General features: G+C 72.3%; 21 protein-coding genes. 8 read left to right on the top strand and 13 right to left on the bottom strand.

From position 1 onward, the window contains the following. Positions 1-19 precede the first annotated feature (19 nt). Complete coding sequence (locus tag ACZ4SV_RS02160) at positions 20-2,356, bottom strand: transglycosylase domain-containing protein (protein WP_468000738.1); 2,337 nt, start codon at positions 2,354-2,356, stop codon at positions 20-22. A 215-nt stretch (positions 2,357-2,571) separates the two neighbouring features. Between ACZ4SV_RS02160 and ACZ4SV_RS02165 the strand changes: the two genes are divergently transcribed. The 5 genes from ACZ4SV_RS02165 to ACZ4SV_RS02185 all read left to right on the top strand — a co-directional run bounded on the left by ACZ4SV_RS02165 (position 2,572) and on the right by ACZ4SV_RS02185 (position 7,408). Then, a complete protein-coding gene (locus ACZ4SV_RS02165) occupies positions 2,572-3,483 on the top strand; it encodes an SPFH domain-containing protein (RefSeq protein WP_468000740.1) in 912 nt (303 codons plus the stop codon). Further along, the gene (locus ACZ4SV_RS02170) at positions 3,480-3,731 is read left to right on the top strand and encodes a type II toxin-antitoxin system antitoxin (protein ID WP_397941668.1); all 252 of its coding nucleotides are present in this window, start codon (positions 3,480-3,482) and stop codon (positions 3,729-3,731) included. The genes ACZ4SV_RS02165 and ACZ4SV_RS02170 overlap by 4 nt, the downstream gene beginning before the upstream one ends. A 136-nt stretch (positions 3,732-3,867) precedes the next feature. Next, positions 3,868-4,392 (top strand): PadR family transcriptional regulator, encoded by a 525-nt coding sequence (locus ACZ4SV_RS02175; protein ID WP_365882910.1) that lies wholly within the window; start codon positions 3,868-3,870, stop codon positions 4,390-4,392. Next, on the top strand, positions 4,389-5,078 hold the full coding sequence (locus tag ACZ4SV_RS02180; RefSeq protein ID WP_365882911.1) for an ABC transporter ATP-binding protein: 690 nt from the start codon (positions 4,389-4,391) through the stop codon (positions 5,076-5,078). The genes ACZ4SV_RS02175 and ACZ4SV_RS02180 overlap by 4 nt, the downstream gene beginning before the upstream one ends. Continuing rightward, complete coding sequence (locus ACZ4SV_RS02185) at positions 5,075-7,408, top strand: ABC transporter permease (protein ID WP_468000743.1); 2,334 nt, start codon at positions 5,075-5,077, stop codon at positions 7,406-7,408. Before ACZ4SV_RS02180 ends, ACZ4SV_RS02185 begins: the two co-directional genes overlap by 4 nt. A 316-nt stretch (positions 7,409-7,724) precedes the next feature. Here ACZ4SV_RS02185 and ACZ4SV_RS02190 read toward each other — a convergent pair whose 3' ends face one another. Then, complete coding sequence (locus ACZ4SV_RS02190) at positions 7,725-8,711, bottom strand: LysR substrate-binding domain-containing protein (protein WP_397941663.1); 987 nt, start codon at positions 8,709-8,711, stop codon at positions 7,725-7,727. A 139-nt stretch (positions 8,712-8,850) separates the two neighbouring features. On the opposite strand from ACZ4SV_RS02190, the gene ACZ4SV_RS02195 reads away from it, so the two are divergent. Together ACZ4SV_RS02195 and ACZ4SV_RS02200 are read left to right on the top strand one after the other, a co-directional pair. Next, complete coding sequence (locus ACZ4SV_RS02195) at positions 8,851-9,405, top strand: peroxiredoxin (RefSeq protein ID WP_365883839.1); 555 nt, start codon at positions 8,851-8,853, stop codon at positions 9,403-9,405. 3 nt (positions 9,406-9,408) lie between these two features. Beyond that, positions 9,409-9,942, top strand: a complete 534-nt coding sequence (locus tag ACZ4SV_RS02200) for an alkyl hydroperoxide reductase (RefSeq protein ID WP_365883838.1) — start codon at positions 9,409-9,411, stop codon at positions 9,940-9,942. Between the two features lie 42 nt (positions 9,943-9,984). Here ACZ4SV_RS02200 and ACZ4SV_RS02205 read toward each other — a convergent pair whose 3' ends face one another. The 6 genes from ACZ4SV_RS02205 to ACZ4SV_RS02230 form a co-directional block, all read right to left on the bottom strand. Further along, a complete protein-coding gene (locus tag ACZ4SV_RS02205) occupies positions 9,985-11,448 on the bottom strand; it encodes an AI-2E family transporter (RefSeq protein WP_468000746.1) in 1,464 nt (487 codons plus the stop codon). A 152-nt stretch (positions 11,449-11,600) separates the two neighbouring features. After that, positions 11,601-12,311 (bottom strand): aggregation-promoting factor C-terminal-like domain-containing protein, encoded by a 711-nt coding sequence (locus ACZ4SV_RS02210; RefSeq protein WP_468000748.1) that lies wholly within the window; start codon positions 12,309-12,311, stop codon positions 11,601-11,603. Positions 12,312-12,708: 397 nt separating this feature from the next. Next, positions 12,709-14,034, bottom strand: coding sequence for a PhoH family protein (locus ACZ4SV_RS02215; RefSeq protein ID WP_397941656.1), 1,326 nt, complete (start codon positions 14,032-14,034; stop codon positions 12,709-12,711). A gap of 348 nt (positions 14,035-14,382) precedes the next feature. Further along, complete coding sequence (locus ACZ4SV_RS02220) at positions 14,383-15,156, bottom strand: isoprenyl transferase (protein WP_365873357.1); 774 nt, start codon at positions 15,154-15,156, stop codon at positions 14,383-14,385. A 536-nt stretch (positions 15,157-15,692) separates the two neighbouring features. Continuing rightward, a complete protein-coding gene (locus tag ACZ4SV_RS02225) occupies positions 15,693-16,478 on the bottom strand; it encodes a class I SAM-dependent methyltransferase (protein WP_468000751.1) in 786 nt (261 codons plus the stop codon). Between the two features lie 151 nt (positions 16,479-16,629). Then, positions 16,630-17,502 (bottom strand): LLM class flavin-dependent oxidoreductase, encoded by an 873-nt coding sequence (locus ACZ4SV_RS02230; RefSeq protein WP_365873361.1) that lies wholly within the window; start codon positions 17,500-17,502, stop codon positions 16,630-16,632. A 99-nt stretch (positions 17,503-17,601) separates the two neighbouring features. On the opposite strand from ACZ4SV_RS02230, the gene ACZ4SV_RS02235 reads away from it, so the two are divergent. Continuing rightward, positions 17,602-17,991, top strand: a complete 390-nt coding sequence (locus ACZ4SV_RS02235) for a DUF192 domain-containing protein (RefSeq protein ID WP_468000753.1) — start codon at positions 17,602-17,604, stop codon at positions 17,989-17,991. 31 nt (positions 17,992-18,022) lie between these two features. Here the strand turns inward: ACZ4SV_RS02235 and ACZ4SV_RS02240 are convergent, their stop codons facing one another. The 5 genes from ACZ4SV_RS02240 to ACZ4SV_RS02260 all read right to left on the bottom strand — a co-directional run bounded on the left by ACZ4SV_RS02240 (position 18,023) and on the right by ACZ4SV_RS02260 (position 20,971). Next, positions 18,023-18,586: an OmpA family protein gene (locus ACZ4SV_RS02240; RefSeq protein WP_468001290.1), complete on the bottom strand. Its 564-nt coding sequence runs from the start codon at positions 18,584-18,586 to the stop codon at positions 18,023-18,025. 64 nt (positions 18,587-18,650) lie between these two features. Then, positions 18,651-19,229 (bottom strand): hypothetical protein, encoded by a 579-nt coding sequence (locus ACZ4SV_RS02245; RefSeq protein WP_468000755.1) that lies wholly within the window; start codon positions 19,227-19,229, stop codon positions 18,651-18,653. 16 nt (positions 19,230-19,245) lie between these two features. Next, entirely contained in the window at positions 19,246-19,896 is a 651-nt protein-coding gene (locus tag ACZ4SV_RS02250; protein WP_468001292.1) for a pilus assembly protein TadG-related protein, read from the bottom strand. After that, a complete protein-coding gene (locus ACZ4SV_RS02255; protein ID WP_365873414.1) occupies positions 19,896-20,093 on the bottom strand; it encodes a Flp family type IVb pilin in 198 nt (65 codons plus the stop codon). Before ACZ4SV_RS02255 ends, ACZ4SV_RS02250 begins: the two co-directional genes overlap by 1 nt. Before the next feature lie 113 nt (positions 20,094-20,206). Continuing rightward, positions 20,207-20,971 (bottom strand): response regulator, encoded by a 765-nt coding sequence (locus ACZ4SV_RS02260; RefSeq protein WP_468000757.1) that lies wholly within the window; start codon positions 20,969-20,971, stop codon positions 20,207-20,209. Between the last annotated feature and the right edge of the window lie 7 nt (positions 20,972-20,978).

A 20,978-nucleotide genomic window follows, 5' to 3' on the forward strand; every position in this document is an offset into this window, starting at 1 on the left:
GCGTGTGCCTGGCTGCCTGTCAGCCGAGCTGCCGGTCCTCCCCGAGGTCGCCCTCCGGGTCGAGCGGGTCCTCGGTGGTGGGCGTCTGGGACGGCGTCTGCGAGGGCGGCCGGGTGGTCGGCGTCTGGGACGGCGGCCGGGTGGTCGGCGTCTGCGACGGGGGCGGGGCCGTCGTCGTCGTCGGCGTCCGCGAGGGCGGCTCGGAGGTCGTCGGCGGCTCGGAGGTCGGCGTCTGGGACGGCGTCCGGGTCGGGGTGGACGTCCACGACGGCGTCTCGGTCGGCGCGACGGCCGCGCCCTGCGTGGTGTTCAGGTCGAAGGCGGCCTTGTCGGTGACGCCGAAGGTGTACGCGGCCCAGATCTGCGCCGGGTAGCCGCCGCCGTTGATCCGGCCGGGCGGTTCCAGCAGGCCGGTCGCGCCCTTCATGCTCACATGGGCCTTGGTCTTGGGGTCCTCGCCGAACAGGCCGACGGAGGTGACCAGGTCGGGCGTGTAGCCGGTGAACCAGGCCGACTTGTTCTCGTCGGAGGTACCGGTCTTGCCCGCCACCTGCTGGCCGTCGCGCAGCGGGTTGTCGGCCACGGACCGCTCGGCCGTGCCGTCGTCCACCACGCCGGTGAGCACCGAGGTGACCGTGTCGGCGGCCGTACGGCTGATCACCGAGCCGCCGACCGGGTCCGGCAGCTCCACCGAGCGGCCCTTGTTCTCGGCGGTCTTGATGATGGCCGGGGTCACCTTGTAGCCGTGGTTGGCGAAGGTGGCGTAGATCCCGGCCATCTCCAGCGGGCTCGCGCCCATCGAGCCGAGGGTCTGGGCGGGCACCGCCTGCATGCCCTTGGTGTCCATGCCCAGCGCGGCGGCCGTGCTCATCACCTTGTCCATGCCCACGTCCACGCCCATCTGCGCGAACACGGAGTTCACGGACTTGTTCATGGCCTGCTGGACGCTGATCCTGCCGTAGCTGCGGTCGTCCTCGTTCGGCGGGGCGAAGCCGACCTCGGTGCCGCGGTCGCGCACCGGGCGGCGGCTGGTGCCGTCGTAGACGGTGGAGGCGGTGATGGGCTTGCCGTCCTGCGTGGTGGCGTTCTGCTCCAGCGCGGCGGCGAGGATGACGGGCTTGAAGGTGGAGGCGGGCTGGTAGTCCTTGCGGGTGGCGTTGCTGAAGTAGTGGTCGTAGTAGTTCTGGCCGCCGTAGAGCGCGACGATCCTGCCGTTCTCGGGGTCGACGGAGACGGCGCCGGGCTGGATGTCGCCGTCGACCTTGCGCTTCTTCTTGTCCAGCTTGCCGGTCAGCTGCGTCTTGACCGCCTGCTCCAGCGCGGTCTGCTTCTTGCGGTCGATGTTGAGGGTGATGGTCCAGCCCTTTTCGACGACCGCGTTCTCCGCCTGCGACTGGGTCAGGCCCTCCTGCGCCATGAGCTGCTGTTCGAGCTGCTGGTTGGCGAGTTCGACCAGATAGCCCTTCTGCCCTTCGAGGCCCGGGGCGCCCTTGGGCTCCTTGATCGCGGGGAAGTGCAGGGCGGCGCGCTGGGACTTGGCCAGCCAGCCCTCCTCGACCATGTTGTCCAGGACGTAGTTCCAGCGCTGGGTGACCAGCCGTTTGCCGGTGTCGGAGGCGACCGCCCAGTCGTACTGGCTCGGTGCCTGGAGCAGCGCGGCGAGGTAGGCGCCCTGTTCGACCGTCAGGTCCTCGGCGTCGACGTGGAAGTACGCTTGGGCGGCGGCCTGGATGCCGTAGGCGTTGCGGCCGTAGTAGCTGGTGTTGATGTAGCCGGCGAGGATGTCGTCCTTGGACTTCTCGCGGTCCACCTTCAGCGAGATGACCAGTTCCTTCAGCTTGCGCGTGACGGTCTGGTCCTGGTTGAGGTAGTAGTTCTTGACGTACTGCTGGGTGATCGTGGAGCCGCCCTGCTTGCCCTTGCCGGCCAGGGTGTTGAGCAGCGCGCGGGCGGTGCCGCGGAAGTCGACGCCGGCGTCGCCGTAGAAGCTCTTGTTCTCGGCGGCGACGAAGGTGAGCTGGACCTTGCGGGGCACCTTGGACAGGTCGACGATCTCGCGGTTGACCTTGCCGCTGCGGGCCAGGACCGTGCCGTCGCTGAACTTGTAGACGTTGCTCTGCTGCCGGGCGGCGGCGTTGCCCTCGGGTATGTCCACGTACAGGTAGAGGCCGATGAAGCCGAGGATGGCCAGCAGGCAGACCCCGAAGACGGTGCCGAGGATCTTCTTCCAGGTGAACATCCGGCGTATGAGGCTCTTGGCGGGCTTACCGGCGGCCGCGGGTTCGGAGCGGCGGCGCTGGGGCGCCGCGCGGTGACCCCCACGCTGGCGCGCTCGTCTCTCTTCCGCTCGTCCCATGGGTCCCTACGCTCGCTTCCGTCTCGGGGTCAGCTCCGAAAGCTAACACCCCTCTATATGACAAAGGGCGTCCGATCCGTTCTTTTACGGACGTGACAATCAGCACCCGTTCCCAACGGAACCGACGTATACGGGGGTTGCGGGGTTGCTCTGCGCGGGAAAAGTGTTATCTCTTAGACAGCACCGCGATAAGACTTCGAGAACGGGGATCACCCATGTCCGACATACCCGAGATGCCTTCCCCGCGGGTCCGGGAGTTCCCGGCCCACAGCATCGGCGGCGGGCTCGCCCTGCTGCTGGGCCTGCTCGGGCTCGGCGGCGCGGCGGCGCTCTTCGCGGCCGCCGGGGCGGTCTCCTCGCCCGGCGTGCGGGGCGGGTGCGTCGCCGCCGGCGTCGTGGTCCTGCTCGCCGCCCTCATCGGACTGCGCGGCCTGAACACGGTCGCGCCGGGCGAGGCGCGGGTCGTCCAGCTCTTCGGGCGCTACCGGGGCACGATCCGGCAGGACGGCCTGCGCTGGGTGAACCCCTTCACCTCCCGGACCCGGGTCTCCACCCGGGTGCGCAACCACGAGACCGCCGTACTGAAGGTGAACGACGCCTACGGCAACCCGATCGAGCTGGCCGCGGTCGTGGTGTGGAAGGTGCGGGACACCGCGCAGGCCACCTTCGAGGTGGACGACTTCACCGAGTTCGTCGCCACGCAGACCGAGACGGCCGTGCGGCACATCGCCATCGAGTACCCGTACGACGCCCACGACGAGGACGGGCTGTCGCTGCGCGGCAACGCCGAGGAGATCACCGAGAAGCTGGCCGTGGAGCTCCAGGCACGGGTGGAGGCGGCCGGGGTGCAGGTCGTCGAGTCCCGCTTCACGCATCTCGCGTACGCTCCGGAGATCGCCTCGGCGATGCTCCAGCGGCAGCAGGCGGGAGCGGTCGTCGCGGCCCGGCGGCAGATCGTGGACGGCGCCGTGGGCATGGTCCAGGCGGCGCTGGACCGGATCGCGGAGGCGGACATCGTGGAGCTGGACGAGGAGCGGAAGGCGGCGATGGTGTCGAACCTGCTGGTGGTGCTGTGCGGGGACCGAGCCCCGCAGCCCGTCCTCAACACCGGGACCCTCTACCAGTGACGGACTCCCCGAAGACACCGGAGAACCGGCCGCGGCAGCGCAAGCAGGTGCTGCTGCGGCTGGACCCGTCGGTGTACGAGGCGCTGGCCCGGTGGGCCGGGGACGAACTGCGGTCGGCGAACGCGCAGATCGAGTTCCTGCTGCGGCGCGCGCTCGCGGAGGCGGGACGGCTGCCCGGGGACGCGGGTCCGCTGCCGCGCCGGGGACGCCCGCCCGGCGGCCCGCCCCCGGGACCCCCGCCGGCCTGAACCGGCCACCGCGGGCGGGCGGCCGGGCGGCGCCGAATCCAGACAACCGCCCCCGACCTGCGCCGGCGCGCTCTGGCCGCCCCTCGGCCCCGCCCGGGTATACACCTCGCGTATACACCGTGTGTAGAGTGCTGCCATGTCCATCGGTCACACTCTCCTGGGACTCCTGGAGTCCGGTCCGCGTCACGGCTACGACCTCAAGCGGGCCTTCGACGAGAAGTTCGGTCACGACCGGCCGCTGCACTACGGCCAGGTCTACTCCACGATGTCCCGGCTGCTGAAGAACGGCCTCGTGGAAGTCGACGGCGTCGAGTCCGGCGGCGGCCCCGAGCGCAAGCGGTACGCCATCACCGACGCCGGCGTCACCGACGTCGAACGCTGGCTCGCCACCCCGGAGAAGCCGGCGGAGTACCTCCAGTCGACCCTGTACACCAAGGTCGTCCTCGCCCTGCTCACCCACCGCGACGCCGCCGACATCCTCGACACCCAGCGGGCCGAGCACCTGCGCAGCATGCGCATCCTCACCGACCGCAAGCGCAAGGGCGACCTCGCGGACCAACTGATCTGCGACCACGCCCTGTTCCACCTGGAGGCCGACCTGCGCTGGCTGGAACTGACCGCCGCGCGCCTCGACAAGCTCCGTGCGGCGGTGACCCGATGACCCCGCCGCCCGGCTCCCTGCTCGCCGCCGAGGACCTGCGCAAGGCCTACGGCCCCACCGTCGCCCTCGACGGCGCCGCGTTCTCCATCCACCCCGGCGAGGTCGTCGCCGTGATGGGCCCGTCCGGCTCCGGGAAGTCGACCCTGCTGCACTGCCTCGCCGGCATCGTGCCGCCCGACTCGGGCTCCATCACCTACGACGGCCGTGAACTGGCCGGCATGAGCGACACCGAACGCAGCGCCCTGCGCCGCAGCGACTTCGGGTTCGTCTTCCAGTTCGGCCAGCTCGTGCCGGAGCTGACCTGCGTGGAGAACGTGGCGCTGCCGCTGCGGCTGAACGGCCGCCCCCGCAAGGAGGCCGAGCGGGCCGCGCTCGCCTGGCTGGAACGCCTGGAGGTGGACGACCTGCGGGACAAGCGGCCCGGCGAGGTCTCCGGCGGCCAGGGCCAGCGGGTCGCGGTGGCCCGGTCCCTGGTCACCGGGCCCCGGGTGGTGTTCGCCGACGAGCCGACCGGCGCGCTCGACTCCCTCAACGGCGAACGCGTGATGGAGCTGCTGACGGACGCCGCCCGCTCCACCAACGCGGCCGTGGTGCTGGTCACGCACGAGGCCCGGGTGGCCGCCTACTCCGACCGGGAGATCGTCGTACGCGACGGCAGGTCACGGGACATGGAGCGGGCCGTATGAACCTCCGGCAGTGGTCCAGGGACCTGGGGCTGGGCATCCGGTTCGCCTGCACCGGCGGGCGCGAGGGCTGGATCCGGATGGTGCTGACGGCGGTCGGCGTGGGCCTCGGCGTGGCGCTGCTGCTGCTCACCACCGCGCTGCCGAACGTGCTGACCGCACGGCACCAGCGCGAACAGGCCCGGCTCGACCTCACCTACGGCCTGCGCATGCCGCCCAAGGGCGAGAACACCGTGCTGGTCGGCCAGAGCGACACCGAGTGGCACGGCCGGGACGTCCGGGGCCGGCTGCTGGAGCCGGAGGGCGCGCGGGCGCCGCTGCCGCCGGGCCTGGACCGCTTCCCCGCCCCCGGCGAGATGATCGTCTCGCCCGCGCTGAAGGAGCTGCTCTCCTCGGCCGGGGGCCGGCTGCTGCGGGAGCGGCTGCCGGACCGGATCACCGGCACGATCGGCGAGTCCGGTCTGATCGGCTCGCACGAACTGGCCTACTACGCGGGCGCCGGCGATCTGGCGGTGCCGGCGGACGGCTCGCGCGTGGTGCGGCTGAGCGCGTTCGGCGACCGGCATCCGACGGCCGAGCGGGCCGACCCGGTGCTGATCATGATGACGCTGGTCATGTTCGTCGTCCTGCTGGCGCCGGTCGCCGTGTTCATCGCCGCGGCCGTGCGCTTCGGCGGCGAGCGGCGCGACCGCCGGCTGGCCGCGCTGCGGCTGGTCGGCTCCGACAGCCGGATGACCCGCCGGATCGCGGCCGGCGAGGCACTGGCCGGGGCGCTGCTCGGCCTGGTCGTCGGCGCGGTGTTCTTCCTGGCCGGACGGCAGGCGGCGGGCTCGGTGGAGGTGCTGGGCGAGAGTTTTTTCCCCAGCTATTTGAACCCCTCGCCGGTGCTGGTCGCGGTGGTCGCGGTGGCGGTCCCGGCCGCCGCGGTGGCGGTGACGCTGTTCGCGATGCGCTCCGTGGTCGTGGAGCCGCTCGGCGTGGTGCGCGCCGCCCGGCAGCGCCGGCGGCGCCTGTGGTGGCGGCTGCTGCTGCCGCTCGCGGGTCTGGCGATGCTGTACCCGATGATCGGCCAGGGCCGCTCCCACGGCGACTTCAACGAGTACCTGGTCGTCGGCGGCGTCCTGCTGCTCCTGGCCGGCGTCACCCTGCTGCTGCCCTGGCTGGTGGAGGCGGCCGTGGCCCGGCTCGGCGCGGGCCCGGTCTCCTGGCAACTGGCCGTACGGCGGCTCCAGTCGAGCAGCGGGACGGCGGCCCGCATGGTCAACGGCATCGCGGTGGCGGTGGCCGGTGCGATCGCGCTGCAGATGCTCTTCGCGGGCGTGCAGGGCCAGTACACCAGGGACACCGGCCGGGACCCGAACCGGGCGTCCATGGAGGTCGACCTGCGGGACCGGTCCCGGCTGGCGGTGGCGGCCCGCGAGTTCCCCCGCACCAAGGGCGTCCGGGACGCGGTGGCGCTCTCCAGCGGCGGGCTCGGCGACAAGCGGTACGACCCCGGCACCACGGTCGGCATCACCGTCGGCGACTGCGCCGCGCTGCGCGAGCTGGCGCACCTGCCGTCCTGCCGGGACGGTGACGTCTTCGTCATCCCGCCCGCGGACGACCGCGCCGCCCTGCGCGCCCTGACCCGGCCCGGCCGGCAGGTCTTCCTCGATCCCAGCTACTCGGCGGACGTGCGCGGACGCGAGATCCCCTGGACGGTTCCGGCCGGGCTGCGTCAGGTCGGCGTCCGCAAGGACGCGCTGCGGCCGGAGGCCGACGGCCTGCTGCTCACCCCGGCCGCGCTGCCCGCCGGCGCCGCGTCGACGCTGTACCACCAGGTGTTCGTCCGGCTCGACCTGTCGGTGCCGGACGCGGACGAGTACGTGCGCAACACGGCCGCGCGGGTGGACCGGCTCGCCAACGCCTGGCACTGGGCGGCCACCGTCCAGTCCGCGCGGTACGGCTCCCTGCGCACCGGCCTGTTCCTCGGCGCGGTCTGTGTGCTGGCGCTGATCGGGGCCAGCCTGCTGGTCTCCCAGTTGGAGCAGTTGCGCGAGCGGCGCAAGCTGCTGTCGTCGCTGGTCGCCTTCGGCACCCGGCGCCGCACGCTGGGCCTGTCGGTGCTGTGGCAGACGGCGGTGCCGATCACGCTCGGCCTGCTGCTGGCCGCGGCGGTGGGCCTGACCCTCGGCACGGTGCTGCTGAAGATGACGGCGACCCCGGTCCTCGTGGACTGGACGGGCGTCCTGGCGATGACGGGCGCCGGCGCGGCGGTGGTCCTCACGGTCACCCTGCTCACCCTGCCGCCACTGCTCCGCATGGCCCGACCGACGGGCCTGCGGACGGAGTAGGCCGACGGGCCGGGAGACGCCGCGGACGGGACCGCGGGCGGTGTAGGCCGGCGGACCGGGGGCGCCGCGGGCGGGGACGGCGGACGGAGCAGCCCGGCGAGCCGGGGGCGCCGCGGACGGGGGCGGCGGACGGTGTAGGCCGGCGGGCCGGGAGGCGCCGCGGGCGGGGACGGCGGACGGTGTAGCCCGGCGGGCTGAGGGGCGCCGCGGGCGGGACCGCGGACGGAGTAGCCCGGCGATCCGGGGGGCGCCGCGGACGGGACCGCGGACGGAGCAGGCCGGCGAGCCGGGCAGTCGCCGGGGGCGGGGGGCGGGCTCAGTCGTGCACGGGGCCGGCCGGGGCGGAGCGCTCGTCGGGGCCGTCGAGCACCCGCACCGGCAGGGCCCGCAGCGCCTCCCGCAGGGCCGCCGCCAGCTCCGCGTACTCCCCCGAACGCGCCGCGCCCGCGCGCATCGCGAAGGCGACGCGGCGGCTCGGGGCGGGTTCGGCGAAGTAGCCGGTCAGCAACTGGCTGCTGCGGGTGGTCTCCAGCTTCAGCGCGGTGCGCGGCAGCAGCGTGCAGCCGAGGCCGCCCGCCACCAACTGGACCAGCGTGGACAGCCCGGCCGCCGTGGTGGTCACTGGCGCGTCGGCGCGGCCCGCCTCCCGGCAGATGTCGAGGGCCTGGTCGCGCAGGCAGTGCCCCTCGTCCAAGAGCAGCAGGTTCAGCTCCTTCAGTGCCTCCCGGGGTATGCCCTCCCGGCCGCCGAGCCCATGGTCGAGCGGCGTGACCAGCACGAAGTCCTCGTCGAACAGCGGCAGTTCGACCACACCCGGCACGCCGAGCGGCACCGCGAGCAGCAGCAGGTCGAGCCGGCCGGAGTTCAGGCCGTCGACCAGGCTGGCGGTCTGCTCCTCGTGCACCTGGAGGTCGAGCTGCGGATAGCGGTCGTGGACCAGCCGCAGCACGGCCGGCAGCAGATACGGCGCGACGGTGGGGATCACCCCGAGGCGCAGCACGCCCGTGAAGGGCGCCCGGACGGCCTCGGCCTCCTCCAGCAGCGCGCCGACCTCGTCCAGCACCGCCTTGGCCCGCACCGCCAGCCGCTCCCCCGCGGCCGAGAGCAGTACCTTGCGCGTCGTACGCTCGAGGAGGGTCACGCCGAGGGTCTCCTCCAGCGCGGAGACCGCGCCGGACAGGGCGGGCTGGCTCATGCCTATCGCCGCCGCCGCGTCCCGGAAGTGCAGGTGCTCGGCCACGGCGGCGAACGCCCGCAGCTGCGCCAGGCTCGGCTGCCGCCGCTTGCCGTTCCCCATGGTCATCACTGATAGCTCCCTCCGATCAACACGACCGAGTGTAGCTATTTCCCTAATCAATGCACCCTGTGCCAACATCGACTACGTCCAACCCCCCATGGGAAACACCCCCAAAAGGGGAGTTTCTTCGCTGCAAGGAGAGCCTGTGCTCACTGTCGGTGACAAGTTCCCCGAGTTCGATCTGACCGCCTGCGTCTCGCTCGAGAAGGGCAAGGAGTTCGAGCAGATCAACCACAAGTCCTACGAGGGCAAGTGGCTCGTGGTCTTCGCCTGGCCCAAGGACTTCACGTTCGTGTGCCCGACCGAGATCGCCGCGTTCGGGAAGCTGAACGACGAGTTCGCCGACCGCGACGCCCAGATCCTCGGCTTCTCGGGCGACTCCGAGTTCGTCCACCACGCCTGGCGCAAGGACCACCCGGACCTGACCGACCTGCCGTTCCCGATGATGGCGGACTCCAAGCACGAGCTGATGCGCGAGCTCGGCATCGAGGGCGAAGACGGCTTCGCGCAGCGCGCCGTCTTCGTCGTCGACCCGAACCACGAGATCCAGTTCACGATGGTCACCGCCGGCTCCGTGGGCCGCAACCCCAAGGAGGTCCTGCGGGTGCTGGACGCCCTGCAGACCGACGAGCTGTGCCCGTGCAACTGGACCAAGGGCGAGCAGACCCTCGACCCGGTCGCGCTGCTGGCTGGTGAGTGACCCGTGTCCCTCGACTCCCTGAAGTCCCGCATCCCGGACTACGCCAAGGACCTGAAGCTCAACCTGGGCTCGGTCATCGGCAACTCCGACCTGCCGGCGCAGCAGCTGTGGGGCACGGTGCTGGCGACCGCCATCGCCTCCCGCTCCCCGATCGTGCTGCGTGAGCTGGAGCCGGAGGCGAAGGCGAACCTGTCGCCGGAGGCGTACCAGGCCGCCAAGTCGGCCGCCGCCATCATGGCGATGAACAACGTCTTCTACCGCACCCGGCACCTGCTGTCCGACCACGAGTACGGCACCCTGCGCGCGGGCCTGCGGATGAACGTCATCGGCAACCCGGGCGTGGACAAGGTCGACTTCGAGCTGTGGTCGTTCGCGGTCTCCGCGATCAACGGCTGTGGCATGTGCCTGGACTCGCACGAGCAGGTGCTGCGCAAGGCCGGCGTGGAGCGCGACACCATCCAGGAGGCGTTCAAGATCGCCTCCGTGGTGCAGGCGATCGGCGTCACCGTGGACGCCGAGGCCGTCCTGGCCGAGTAGAGCCGGACCCGGCCGAGAGCGGCCGGACCCCGAGGACCCCGCTCACCCCTGGTGGGCGGGGTCTTCCGCGTGCGGCTCCGGAGGCTGCGGCGCCGCACCGGCCGCGGCCGGCTCGGCGGACGGAGCGGGGCCGGCGGGCTCGGCCGACTGGGCGGGTACGGCCGGCTCGCCCGGCTCGCCGCCCGGCGCCGCGGGACCGGCGGCATCGGCCGGGCCGTCCGCCTGGGCCTCCTCGGCCTCCTCGGCCCCCTGCGAATACTGCCGCAGATACCCGACCACCGTGTTCGTCACCGCCACCAGCGGTACGGCCACCACCGCGCCGCCGATGCCGGCCACCATGCCGCCGGCGGCCACGGTCAGGACGACCGCCAGCGGATGCACCCGCACCGCGCGGCCGAGGATGAACGGCTGCAGGACGTGTCCCTCGATCTGCTGCACCGCGAGGACCACCAGCAGGGTCATCAGGGCCGCGAACACACCCTGGGTGACCAGCGCGACGATCACCGCGAGCGCGCCGGAGGCGACCGCGCCGACCAGCGGGATGAACGAGAACAGGAAGATGAACACGGCCAGCGGGACGGCCATCGGCACGTCCAGGAAGTAGATGCCGATGCCGATGAAGATCGCGTCGATCAGGGCGACGAGCACCGTGCCGCGGACGTAGGCGGTCAGGGTGCGCCAGGCGCGCGGACCGGCGCCGGCCACGCCCGGCCGGGCGGCGGCGGGGACCAGCCGCAGGAACCACTGCCAGATGCGCTTGCCGTCGTAGAGCAGGAACAGCGTCGAGAAGAACACCAGCAGGATGCCGGTCAGCGCCTCCACGATGACCTGCACGCCCTCCAGGCCCGCGGAGGTGATCTGGTCGGCGTTGGCGCCGATCGCCTCGCGGAGGTTCTGCGCGATCTGGTTGATCTGCTTGTCGGTGACGTGGAAGGGGCTCTTCAGCAGCCAGTTGCGCAGGTCGTCGATGCCGGACTGGATCTGGGTGGAGAGCGTGTCGATGTTCTCCATGACCTGCCAGGTCACGAACCAGCCCATCAGGCCGATGACCACGAACCCGCTGATGGCGGTGAGCGCGGTGGCCGGGCCGCGCGGCACCCCGCGGCGGGTGAGCCGGGCGACCGTCGGCTGGAGCAGGGCGGTGACCAGGAGCGCTATCACGAAGGCGAAGACCACCAGCTGGATGGCGCTGATCATCCGCATCAGCACCCAGAGGGTGCCGGCCAGCACCAGCAGCCGCCAGCCCGCCTCGGCGGCGACCCGGACACCCCAGGGCACGGCCTCGGCCGGGTCGGGACGGCGGACGGCCGGGGGCGCGGTCCGGCGGACGGACGGCACGGCCTCGCGGCCGGACCCGGCCGCGCCGGCGCGGGGAGCGCCGGCCGGTTCGGCACCGGCGGGCTCGTCGTGGTCCTTCTCCACCTCGGCGCGGCGCTCGTCCAGGCGCTCGCTCATCTCGGTGAGCCGGGCTCCGACCCGGCCCAGCCACCCTGGCACTCGCGACATGGTCCGTCCTCTTCCCCCGCGTCCCCGGGTGCTCGCCACCACTCCCCCCTGGAGTCTTCCGGATACGACCGTACAGGGCGAAAGCCCCTCCCCGGAGGACGGGGAGGGGCTTTCGTGTGGCTCGGTGACGGCCGGACGGGCCGGGCGGAGGCCTAATACCAGTGGTTGGCCGACCAGAACGACCAGGCCTGGCAGGGGCTGCCGTACCGCTCGTTCATGTAGTTGAGGCCCCACTTGATCTGGGTCGCCGGGTTGGTCCGCCAGTCCGCGCCGGCGGAGGCGTACTTGCCGGCGGGCAGGGCCTGGAAGAGACCGTAGGCACCGGAGGAGGCGTTGACCGCCTGGTAGTTCCAGCTCGACTCGTGGTCGACGATGTTGCTGAAGCACTGGAACTGACCGCCGGCCACCATCTGGCGTGCCATGGCCTGGATCTGCGCCACGCTGTAGCTGCCCTGGGCCGGGAAGCTGGAGGGGTCGCGGACGTCGTCGCGGCTGGCCGCGGCGGCCTTGGCCTCGGCGCGCTCCTTGGCCTCCTGCTTCGCCTTGGCGGCTGCCTGCTCGGCGGCCTCCTTCTTGGCGATCGCGGTGTCGGCGGCGGCCTTGCGGGCCGCTTCTTCGGCGTCCTTCTTGGCGCTCGCGTCCGCGGCGATGGCCTGGGCGTCGGCCTGCTGCGTCAGGGACGCGGTCTGCACCTGCGCCTGCTGACCCGCGGGGATCTCGGCCAGGAATGTGGTGTCGGCTGCTGTCGCCTCGGCGTCGTTCGTCTGCGCGGTGCTGCCCGAGGCAACTCCGACGACGCTTCCGACAGCGGTGACCGCGGTGGCCGAGGCCACTGCGAATCCCCGGACCGAAATCCGGCTCACACGGTTTCCTTCCAGCATCGCCCGCTTCGGTGACCCTGGCGGACGCAATCGTGCCCCTGAACACTGGCCTCCCAACTGCGGGGTCACGGGAGGCACGGGCCCGGTGGGCAACTCCCCGAGGGGGAGCGCCGCGTGGTGCTCGGGCGGCATACGACGGACTCTATGGAGTTGGGTGACTTCAGTGGAGCCGTACGGCTGGGGGTACAAGTGTGTCGTATGCGGGGCCTGACAGGAGTGAGACTCTGCCGTAACCGGACGCCGCGTGGCAATTCTGTGTTGCGTGTGAAAGCTCACATCCCGTTTGGCCCTGGGTATTTCAGGAAAGCCCCACACATGACGGCGCCGCCCGGCTAGGCTCTTGGCCTTTGCCGGACGGCGCCAACTGCGTTGTTTCAGCTCAGATGTGACCGTCTTCGAGCATTTCGGTCACCAGTGCCGCGATCTGGGATCTCTCCGACCGGTTCAGCGTGACATGGGCGAAAAGCGGATGACCCTTCAGTTTCTCCACCACGGCGACCACTCCGTCGTAGCGGCCCACGCGCAGATTGTCCCGCTGTGCCACGTCATGGGTGAGGACCACCCGTGAGTTGGCGCCGATCCGGGACAGCACGGTCAGCAGGACGTTGCGCTCCAGCGACTGCGCCTCGTCGACGATGACGAACGCGTCGTGCAGCGAGCGCCCGCGGATGTGGGTCAGCGGGAGCACCTCCAGCATCCCGCGCGCGGTGACCTCCTCGATGACCTCGCGGCTGGTGACCGCCGAGAGGGTGTCGAAGACGGCCTGCGCCCAGGGGCTCATCTTCTCCGCCTCGGTGCCCGGCAGATAGCCCAGTTCCTGGCCGCCGACCGCGTACAGCGGACGGAAGACCATCACCTTCTGGTGCTGGCGGCGCTCCAGGACCGCCTCCAGGCCCGCGCACAGCGCCAGCGCCGACTTGCCGGTGCCGGCCCGGCCGCCCATGGAGACGATCCCGATGTCCGGGTCCAGCAGCAGGTCGAGCGCGATGCGCTGCTCGGCGCTGCGGCCCTTGATGCCGAACACCTCCCGGTCGCCGCGCACCAGGCGGACGCCGCCCTCGGCGGTGACCCGGCCGAGCGCCTTGCCGCGCTCGGACTGGATGGTCAGGCCGGTGTGCACGGGGAGGCCGGCCGCCTCCGGGACAGAGACGTGTCCTTCCTCGTAGAGGATGTCGACCTGCTCGCCCGGCAGGGTGAGTTCCGACATGCCCGTCCAGCCGGAGTTCTCCGTGATGGCGAGTTCGGCCCGGTACTCCTCGGCGAGGAGGCCGACCGAGGACGCCTTGATCCTCAGCGGCAGGTCCTTCGACACGACGGTGACGTCGAACCCCTCGGCCTGCAGATTGCGGGCCACCGCGAGGATGCGGGAGTCGTTGTCCCCCAGGCGGTAGCCCGAGGGCAGCACGCTGGGGTCCGAGTGGTTCAGTTCCACCCGGAGCGTCCCGCCGAGTTCGCCGGTCGGGACGGGCGCGTCGAGGCGGCCGTACCGCACCCGGTAGTCGTCCAGCAGGCGCAGCGCCTGGCGGGCGAAGTAGCCGAGTTCGGGATGGTGCCGCTTGGCCTCCAGCTCCGTGACCACCACGACGGGCAGCACGACCTCGTGCTCGTCGAAGCGGGTCAGGGCGTTCGGGTCGGCCAGCAGGACGCTGGTGTCGAGAACATACGTGCGCCGGTCGGGCTTGGAGCGCTTTGTGCTGGTCACCACGGAAGGACGTACCCCCTCGGATGAGGTCGGGGAGCGACGAAGAGATGCTGGACCGGTGTCGGGCCCCCGCGGACGGCGAGCCGTGAACCGGCCCTCCGCGGCTGCTTCCGTGCCGTGACCGCATGGTCGGGCTGGTGCAAAGGGCCTCCCGGGCGGACGGCCCCGAGCCGCCCGCTGAGAACCGACGCCCGTGGTTCGGGTGTCGACCTGTTGGGGTTATGCCCTCGAACACGCGCGGCCATGCGAATGCGGCCATCGGCGCGCCGGTGAACTCCTCGTGACATCCCCGCCGGCCGGGCGGCACGACGACGCCCCGTCACCGGGCGGTGACGGGGCGGGGACGGGCGGTCAGCCGCCGAAGCGGCGGTGACGTGCGGCGTAGTCGCGCAGGGCGCGCAGGAAGTCGACCTTGCGGAAGGCCGGCCAGAAGACGTCGCAGAAGTGGTACTCGGAGTGAGCGGTCTGCCAGAGCATGAATCCGGACAGCCGCTGTTCCCCGCTGGTGCGGATCACCAGGTCCGGGTCGGGCTGGTCGCCGGTGTAGAGGTGACGGCCGATCATGTCGATGTCCACGGACTCGGCGAGGTCCTCCAGCGACACGCCCTTGCCGTGCGCGTCGTGCAGCATGGAGCGCACGGCGTCGGCGATCTCCTGCCGGCCGCCGTAGCCGATGGCCACGTTGACCACTATGCCGTCGACGTGGGCGGTGGCCTCCTCGGCCTCCTTCAGCGTGTGCTGCATGCCGGTGGGCAGCAGGTCCATCGTGCCGACGTGGTGCACCCGCCAGCGGCCGTCGGCGGCGAGGGTGCGCACGACGCCCTCGATGATGCCGAGCAGCGGGACGAGTTCCTCCTGCGGCCGGTCGAAGTTGTCGGTGGACAGCAGCCACAGCGTGACGACCTCGACATCGGTCTCGGTGCACCAGCCGAGGAACTCCTCGATCTTGTCGGCACCGGCCCGGTGCCCGTGGACGGCGCTGGAGCCGGACGCCTTCGCCCAGCGGCGGTTGCCGTCCATGATGACGCCGATGTGCTTGGGCACCTGAGCGTGGTCCAGGTGGCCTTCCACCCGGCGTGCGTAGAGCCTGACGAGCAGACCGCGCAGCTTGTCGCGCAGGTTCACGTGACCCTCCGGGGGTTGGGCGCGGGGTACGGGATGCCGGAGCCGTTGAGCCTACCGCTGTTCGGGGCCTGGTCCCGGCCGGGGGCTTGCCCGGGGCCGGGGCGCTCCGGGCGCTGCCGGCGGGGCGGCCCGGCGCCCGGACAAAAAACGGGCCGGTCCGTGGGGGGGAGACGGACCGGCCCGAGGGGGGGGTTTCCACCATAACCCTTCGTAAGGGATGGTGGGTGCATCGGCGTGCCACAACTACTCTCCGGAATCGCCCGGCGACGCCCCGCTGGCCGGAGCGGGCAGGATTCCATGGCCTCTCCCGCCCGATTCACCGTGGAATCACAGGAAATTCCCGGCGAGTGGACAGGGAATCACAAGGATTAGGCCGTCTTGCGTCACTTCGGCGAGTCGTCCCCGGGTCCCCCCGACGGGCTACGCCACCGGTGTACGGCGGACTTGACCCCTCCGCTACGGCGCGGGGAGCACCGGCGTGCTCCGCACGGCCGACGCCCCGGGGGAAAAAGCGCGGGGCTCCCGGCTCATTTCCGTCACCTGGCCGGTTTGCGCACGTCGAACAGGTGCCGCGCGCTGTGCGCGACGAACGGTCCCTCCCGCTCGATCCGCTCGTGCAGCGCGCGCAGTCGCCCCTCGTACGCCTCCACCGTGAACCCCGGGACCATCCAGACGACCTTGCGCAGGAAGTGCACGACGGCGGCGATGTCGTGGAACTCCATCCGCAGCCGCTCCGCCCGCAGCCCGGCCACCTCCAGGCCCGCCGCCTCGGCCTCGGCCCGCTCCCGCCGCGGGTCACGGGCCCGGCGCACCTGCGGCGGCTGCGGTCCGAGGAAGTACTCGACCAGCTCGAAGACGCTGGCGGGCCCCACGTGCTGGGCGAAGTAGGTGCCGCCGGGCCGCAGCACCCGGGCGATCTCGGTCCAGTGCGGGCGCACCGGGTGCCGGCTGAGCACGAGGTCGAACGCCTCGTCCGCGAACGGCAGCGGCGCCTCGTCCGGTGCGGCGACCACGACGGCGCCGCGGGGCCGCAGCAGGGCGGTGGCCTTCGCCACGTTCGGCGGCCAGCCCTCGGTCGCCGCCACCAGCAGCGGCCGGGCCGGCTCCGCCCGCCCCAGCGCGAAGTCCAGCACCTCCCCGCCGCCGGTCTGGATGTCGAGCACGGCCCCGGCCCCGGCCAGCCGCTCCCCCGCCGACCGGGCGTACCCCCACGAGGGCCGCGCCTCACTGGCCCGGCCCTCGAACCACGAGAAGTCCCAGCCCTCGGTGGGCACGGCGGCGCCCTCGGCCACGAGGTCCTCGAAGGAACGGTGCGTCGTCATCTGTCCATGCTCCCAGGCGGGCGGGGCCCGGCCCCCGCGGGCTGCAGTGCGGCCGCCCGGTACGGCAGTCCGGTCCGGCTGCCGGTACGGCAGCCGGTGGCGGGCCGGCCGCGTCTCCGTCCCGGGCGGGTGGGCGGCGCCGCTGTCGGTCTCACGGGACCAGGGGGCGGACCTCCTGCGCGGCGAAGCGTACGAAGCCCTCCGGGTCGGGTTCGTCCGCGGTCGGCTGGAGGACGACGGTGTCCGCGCCGGCCTCGGCCAGCCGCCGTACCGCCGCCGCCACCGCGCCCGCGTCCCCGGCGACCCCCACGCCCGGCACCGACTCCAGTTTCTCCGCGGCGAGCTCGGCGCGCAGCCGGGCCCCGGCGCCGGGGCCCGTGGCGGTCAGGAGGTAGACGACGATCCGGTGCGGGCCGCCGCGTCCGGCCGCCCGCCGCCCCTCCTCGGCGAGCTGCCGGGCCCGCCGTACGCCGTCCGCCGGTGTGGCGCAGGTCAGGAGCGTGCCGTCGGCCTTCTCGCCGGCGAGGCGGAGCGTCCGGGGTCCGGTGGCGCCCGCGAGGACCTCGACCGGGCGCTGCGGCGGCCAGTCCAGGGCGACGTCGTCCAGCCGGACGTACCGCCCCTGCACGCTGAGCCGTTCCCCGCGCAGCAGGGCGCGCAGGGCGTCGAGGTGCTCGCCGAGCAGACCGAGCGGCGAGGCGGCGCGGGCGCCGACCTGGCCCATCCAGTCCTGCACGCCGTGGCCCACGGTCAGGATGGCCCGGCCGGGGAACATGCGGTCCAGCGAGGCGGCCTCCATCGCGGTGACGGCGACGTTCCGGAGCGGCACGGGCAGCAGCCCGATGCCGACCCGTACCCGCTCGGTCCAGGCGAGCGCGGCGGCGGCCGTGGAGATCCCGCCTTCCAGGAAGCAGTCCTCCCACAGCCACAGTTCGTCCAGGCCGGTGTCGTCCGCGAGGCGGGCGACGGACCGGAGCCGTTCGGGCGGGAGCTGGGGGCGGAATACGGCGCCGAGTTGGGTCATAGCGCTCCTTCCTAGTGGGGAGGACGGGAAAGGACAACGCATTTACGGGCGCGGGCGCGGGCGGGGCGGGGTGCCGGCCGCGGAAGGGGAGGGCGGGGCATGGGGCGCTGGCGGGACGGACGCGGGCGGCTGACGGTGCGGACGGCCACCGGGGAGGCGCTCACCGCGCCGGTCCCGCTGGAGATCGCGGCCTCCTACCGGGCCCGGACCAAGGGGCTGCTGGGCCGGGACTCGGTCGACGGGGCGCTGCTGCTGTCGCCGGCGAGCGGGGTGCACACGTTCGGGATGCGGATGCCGATCGACGTGGCCTACCTGGACCGCCGGCTGCGGGTCGTCGCCGTCCGCACGATGCCGCCGGGCCGGCTGGGGCGGCCCCGCCTGCGGGCGCGGCACGTGCTGGAGGCGGCGGCCGGGGCGATGGCGGGGTGGGGGGTGCGGGCGGGAGCGCGGGTGGAGGTCGCGGAGATGACGGAGGGCGCGGCGGGCTGACGTCCGGCGGGCGGCCCGGTCGCCCGCGCGGTCACGGCCGGGTGCGCGGGAAGGAGACCTCCACCCGGCGGTTCTTGCGCCGGCCCTCTTCGGTGGCGTTGTCGGCGATCGGGTACTGCTCGCCGTAGCCGCGGACGTCGAAGGTGACGGACGGGCTGTTCAGGTCCTGGTCCAGGACCGCCTGTACGGCGTTGGCGCGCTGCCGGGAGAGGGTGTCGCCGTGGGCGGAGGAGCCGAGGTCGTCGGTGAAGCCGAAGACGCGGACGCGGGCCGCCCGCTGCTTCGCGATCTCCTCGGCGATGGTCGCGATACGGGTCTTCGCGTCGGCGCCGACGCGGGCGCTGTCCTTGCCGAACAGCACCTCGGCCTGGAGGGCGAAGGTCACATCGGCGTTGGTGTCCTCGCGCCGCTCGTCCCCGCTCTGGTCCTCCACGACCGACTTGATGTCCAGCACCTTGGCCTGGGCGAGCGTGGCGCCTTCCGGCAGCTTGAGGTCGGGGTCGGCGGGGTCGACCGCCACGGGCGCGGTGGCGGAGGGCTCGGTGCCGGGCGGTTCACTGGGCCCGGCGCCGCCGGCGACGGCGGTGGCGGGCATCGACGTGACGATCAGAAGCACGGCTCCGAAGAGAGCGAGACGGGGCACGGTGGTCACTGGGCCCTCACCCGGAGATCTCGATGCCGGCGGAGGAGAACGTCGGCAGTTGGAAGTCCACCTCGGTCACGCTCGCCGGAGGTGCCGGGAACTGCATGAAGACGGCCAGGGTGGCGCCGGATCTGAGGGTCGAGAAGCCGGTGGTCGTCAGCGGCCGTCCCTCGGTGTCCCGCAGTACGTAGTACCGCTTCTTGCCCTGTGTGTCGACCAGCGTGGCCCCGCCCAGGGATCTGCCGTTCTTGATGATCTCGGTCTCGTTCCCGCTCAGCGCGGAGGGGATGACGGCGGTCCGTGCCCCGTCGTTCTTCAGCGTGCCGTCGACCGTGACGAAGCCGCCCGTGTCGCGTCGCGCGGAGGTGATCTGGAGCAGCAGGCCGTCCGATCCCCGCAACTCCGCCAGCGGTCGGTCCGACTGCCCTTCCTGCGCGCTGGGGCCGGAGTCGTCCGTCCCGGTGGCGGACGCGGAGGTGTCCGGCTTCCCGTCGTCGCCGCCGCCTCCGCAACCGGCCGCACCGACGGCCAGTCCGGCCGCAACGCCGAAGGCGACCATCCCCCTGCGGACCTTCGCAGTGAACCGCATGCTCATCGCTCCGCTTCCTTCGTCATCGGTCGTTCGCTGGTGAGTCGGCCAGGTGGACGTCGAAGAGGTCCTCGGGACCCGGCAGCCCGGTGGTGTCGCCCGGCTTCGGATGCCAGACCTTGTCCGCGCAGGTGAGCTGGGGCAGCGCGTCCCCTTCGCCCTTCCCGTCCTTGTCGTCCTTGTCGCCCTTGTCGTCCTTGTCGTCCGCCCGGGTCCGCGCGTCGGACGGCGGGAGGCAGAGGGGTTCGATGACGGCGGTCGCGTGCGCCGTGGCGTGCACGTTCTCCGTGCCCGGCATGACGGAGTCACCCACGGACTTGTTCGTCCGGGCGTCGACCGCGTAGCGCAGCGGCGGCTGGAACGAGCACCGCACCGTCGCGTCGTTCTGGGCGGCGAGCTGGTCGGCACGCCAGCAGAAGTCGTCGGCTCCCGCGCCCTCGAAGATGGCCTGCCACTTGGCCGGGTCGCGTAAGTCCTCCAGCCACAGGGCCGCGAGCTGGTCACGGGTCTGCTGGGCTGCCGCCAGCGCCGCCGCGTCCGCCGCCGTCTGGGCGCCGCTCCGGTTCACCGCCGCCTGGCCCACGGCCAGGTAGGCCAATGCGAGAAAGAGCAGGCCCGCCACCACCGTGAGGTAGATGGGGAAGGCCTGCCCTGTGTCCCGGTGGGGAGGAATCAGCCGCCGGTGACCTCGGCGATCTTGTTCGTGATCGCGTCGTAGATCGACTGGCCGATGCTCGTGCCGGTGATCGCCAGGACGATCGCCACGACCACCGCGATGATGCCGAGGTACTCCACCGCGGTCTGCCCCTTGTCGCCGCGAGCGGCACGGGATTGCAGGTACGCGACGGTGGTGTTGAACCATTTGCTCACGGTCTTCCCCTCCAGCTTCGCCTCCGGTCCGGGCACCGTACGGCCCGACCCTCCCGCCCCCTGAGGGCCCCAGGGCCCAACCCCGGGCCCATTCGGTGTTCCGGGACGGCATGTCAGGCCACCCCCAGCCACTTCGCCGTCGCCTGGGACCGGGTGGTGGTGTGCAGCTTGGCGAAGATGCGGTTGATGTGGTTCTTGACCGTCTTCTCGCTGATGAAGCAGGCGGCGGCGATCTGCTGGTTGCTCATGCCGGACGCGATGAGGTCCATGATCTCCGCCTCCCTGGTACTCAGCCGGAACCGCGACCGGAACGACTGTCCCATAGGAGATTGCAATTGCGAAAGAGGCGAGGGGGTTGAATTTCCCGCCGAGTCAAGGGCGTTCGGGGTTTCGTGTGCAGGTGCATCGGACCGTAACGTGGTCAGCAACGCCTTCGCCGCACCCGGTGTGACATGCGGCCGGCCCTCCCGCACGTCCCGTACCGCCCGCACCAGCTGCTCCGTCGTGAACTCGCCGTGCACCAGATATCCCCCCGCCCCCAGTCGCAGCGCCTCCCGCACGGTCTCCGTCTCGTGGCTGTAGGTGAGCATCATGACGGGAGCCAGCCGCACCAGGTGGGGCAACGCCGAGATTCCGTCGACCCCGGGCATGCGGACGTCGAGCAGGATGACGTCCGGCCGGTGCCGCAGCGCCGCCTCGTACGCCTCGCGGCCGTCCCCGGCCTCCGCCACCACCGTGGTGCCGGGACAGGCCGTGAGCAGCGCCGTCAGACCGGCGCGGACCACGGGGTTGTCGTCGGCGACCAGCAGCCGCAGCGGCGGGTCCGCCGGGGCCGGCGGCGGGAAGTCCGGCCGGGAAGAGCCGGGTGAGGGCCGCATGGTGCCT

Source organism: Streptomyces sp. NPDC027672 (assembly GCF_055566335.1).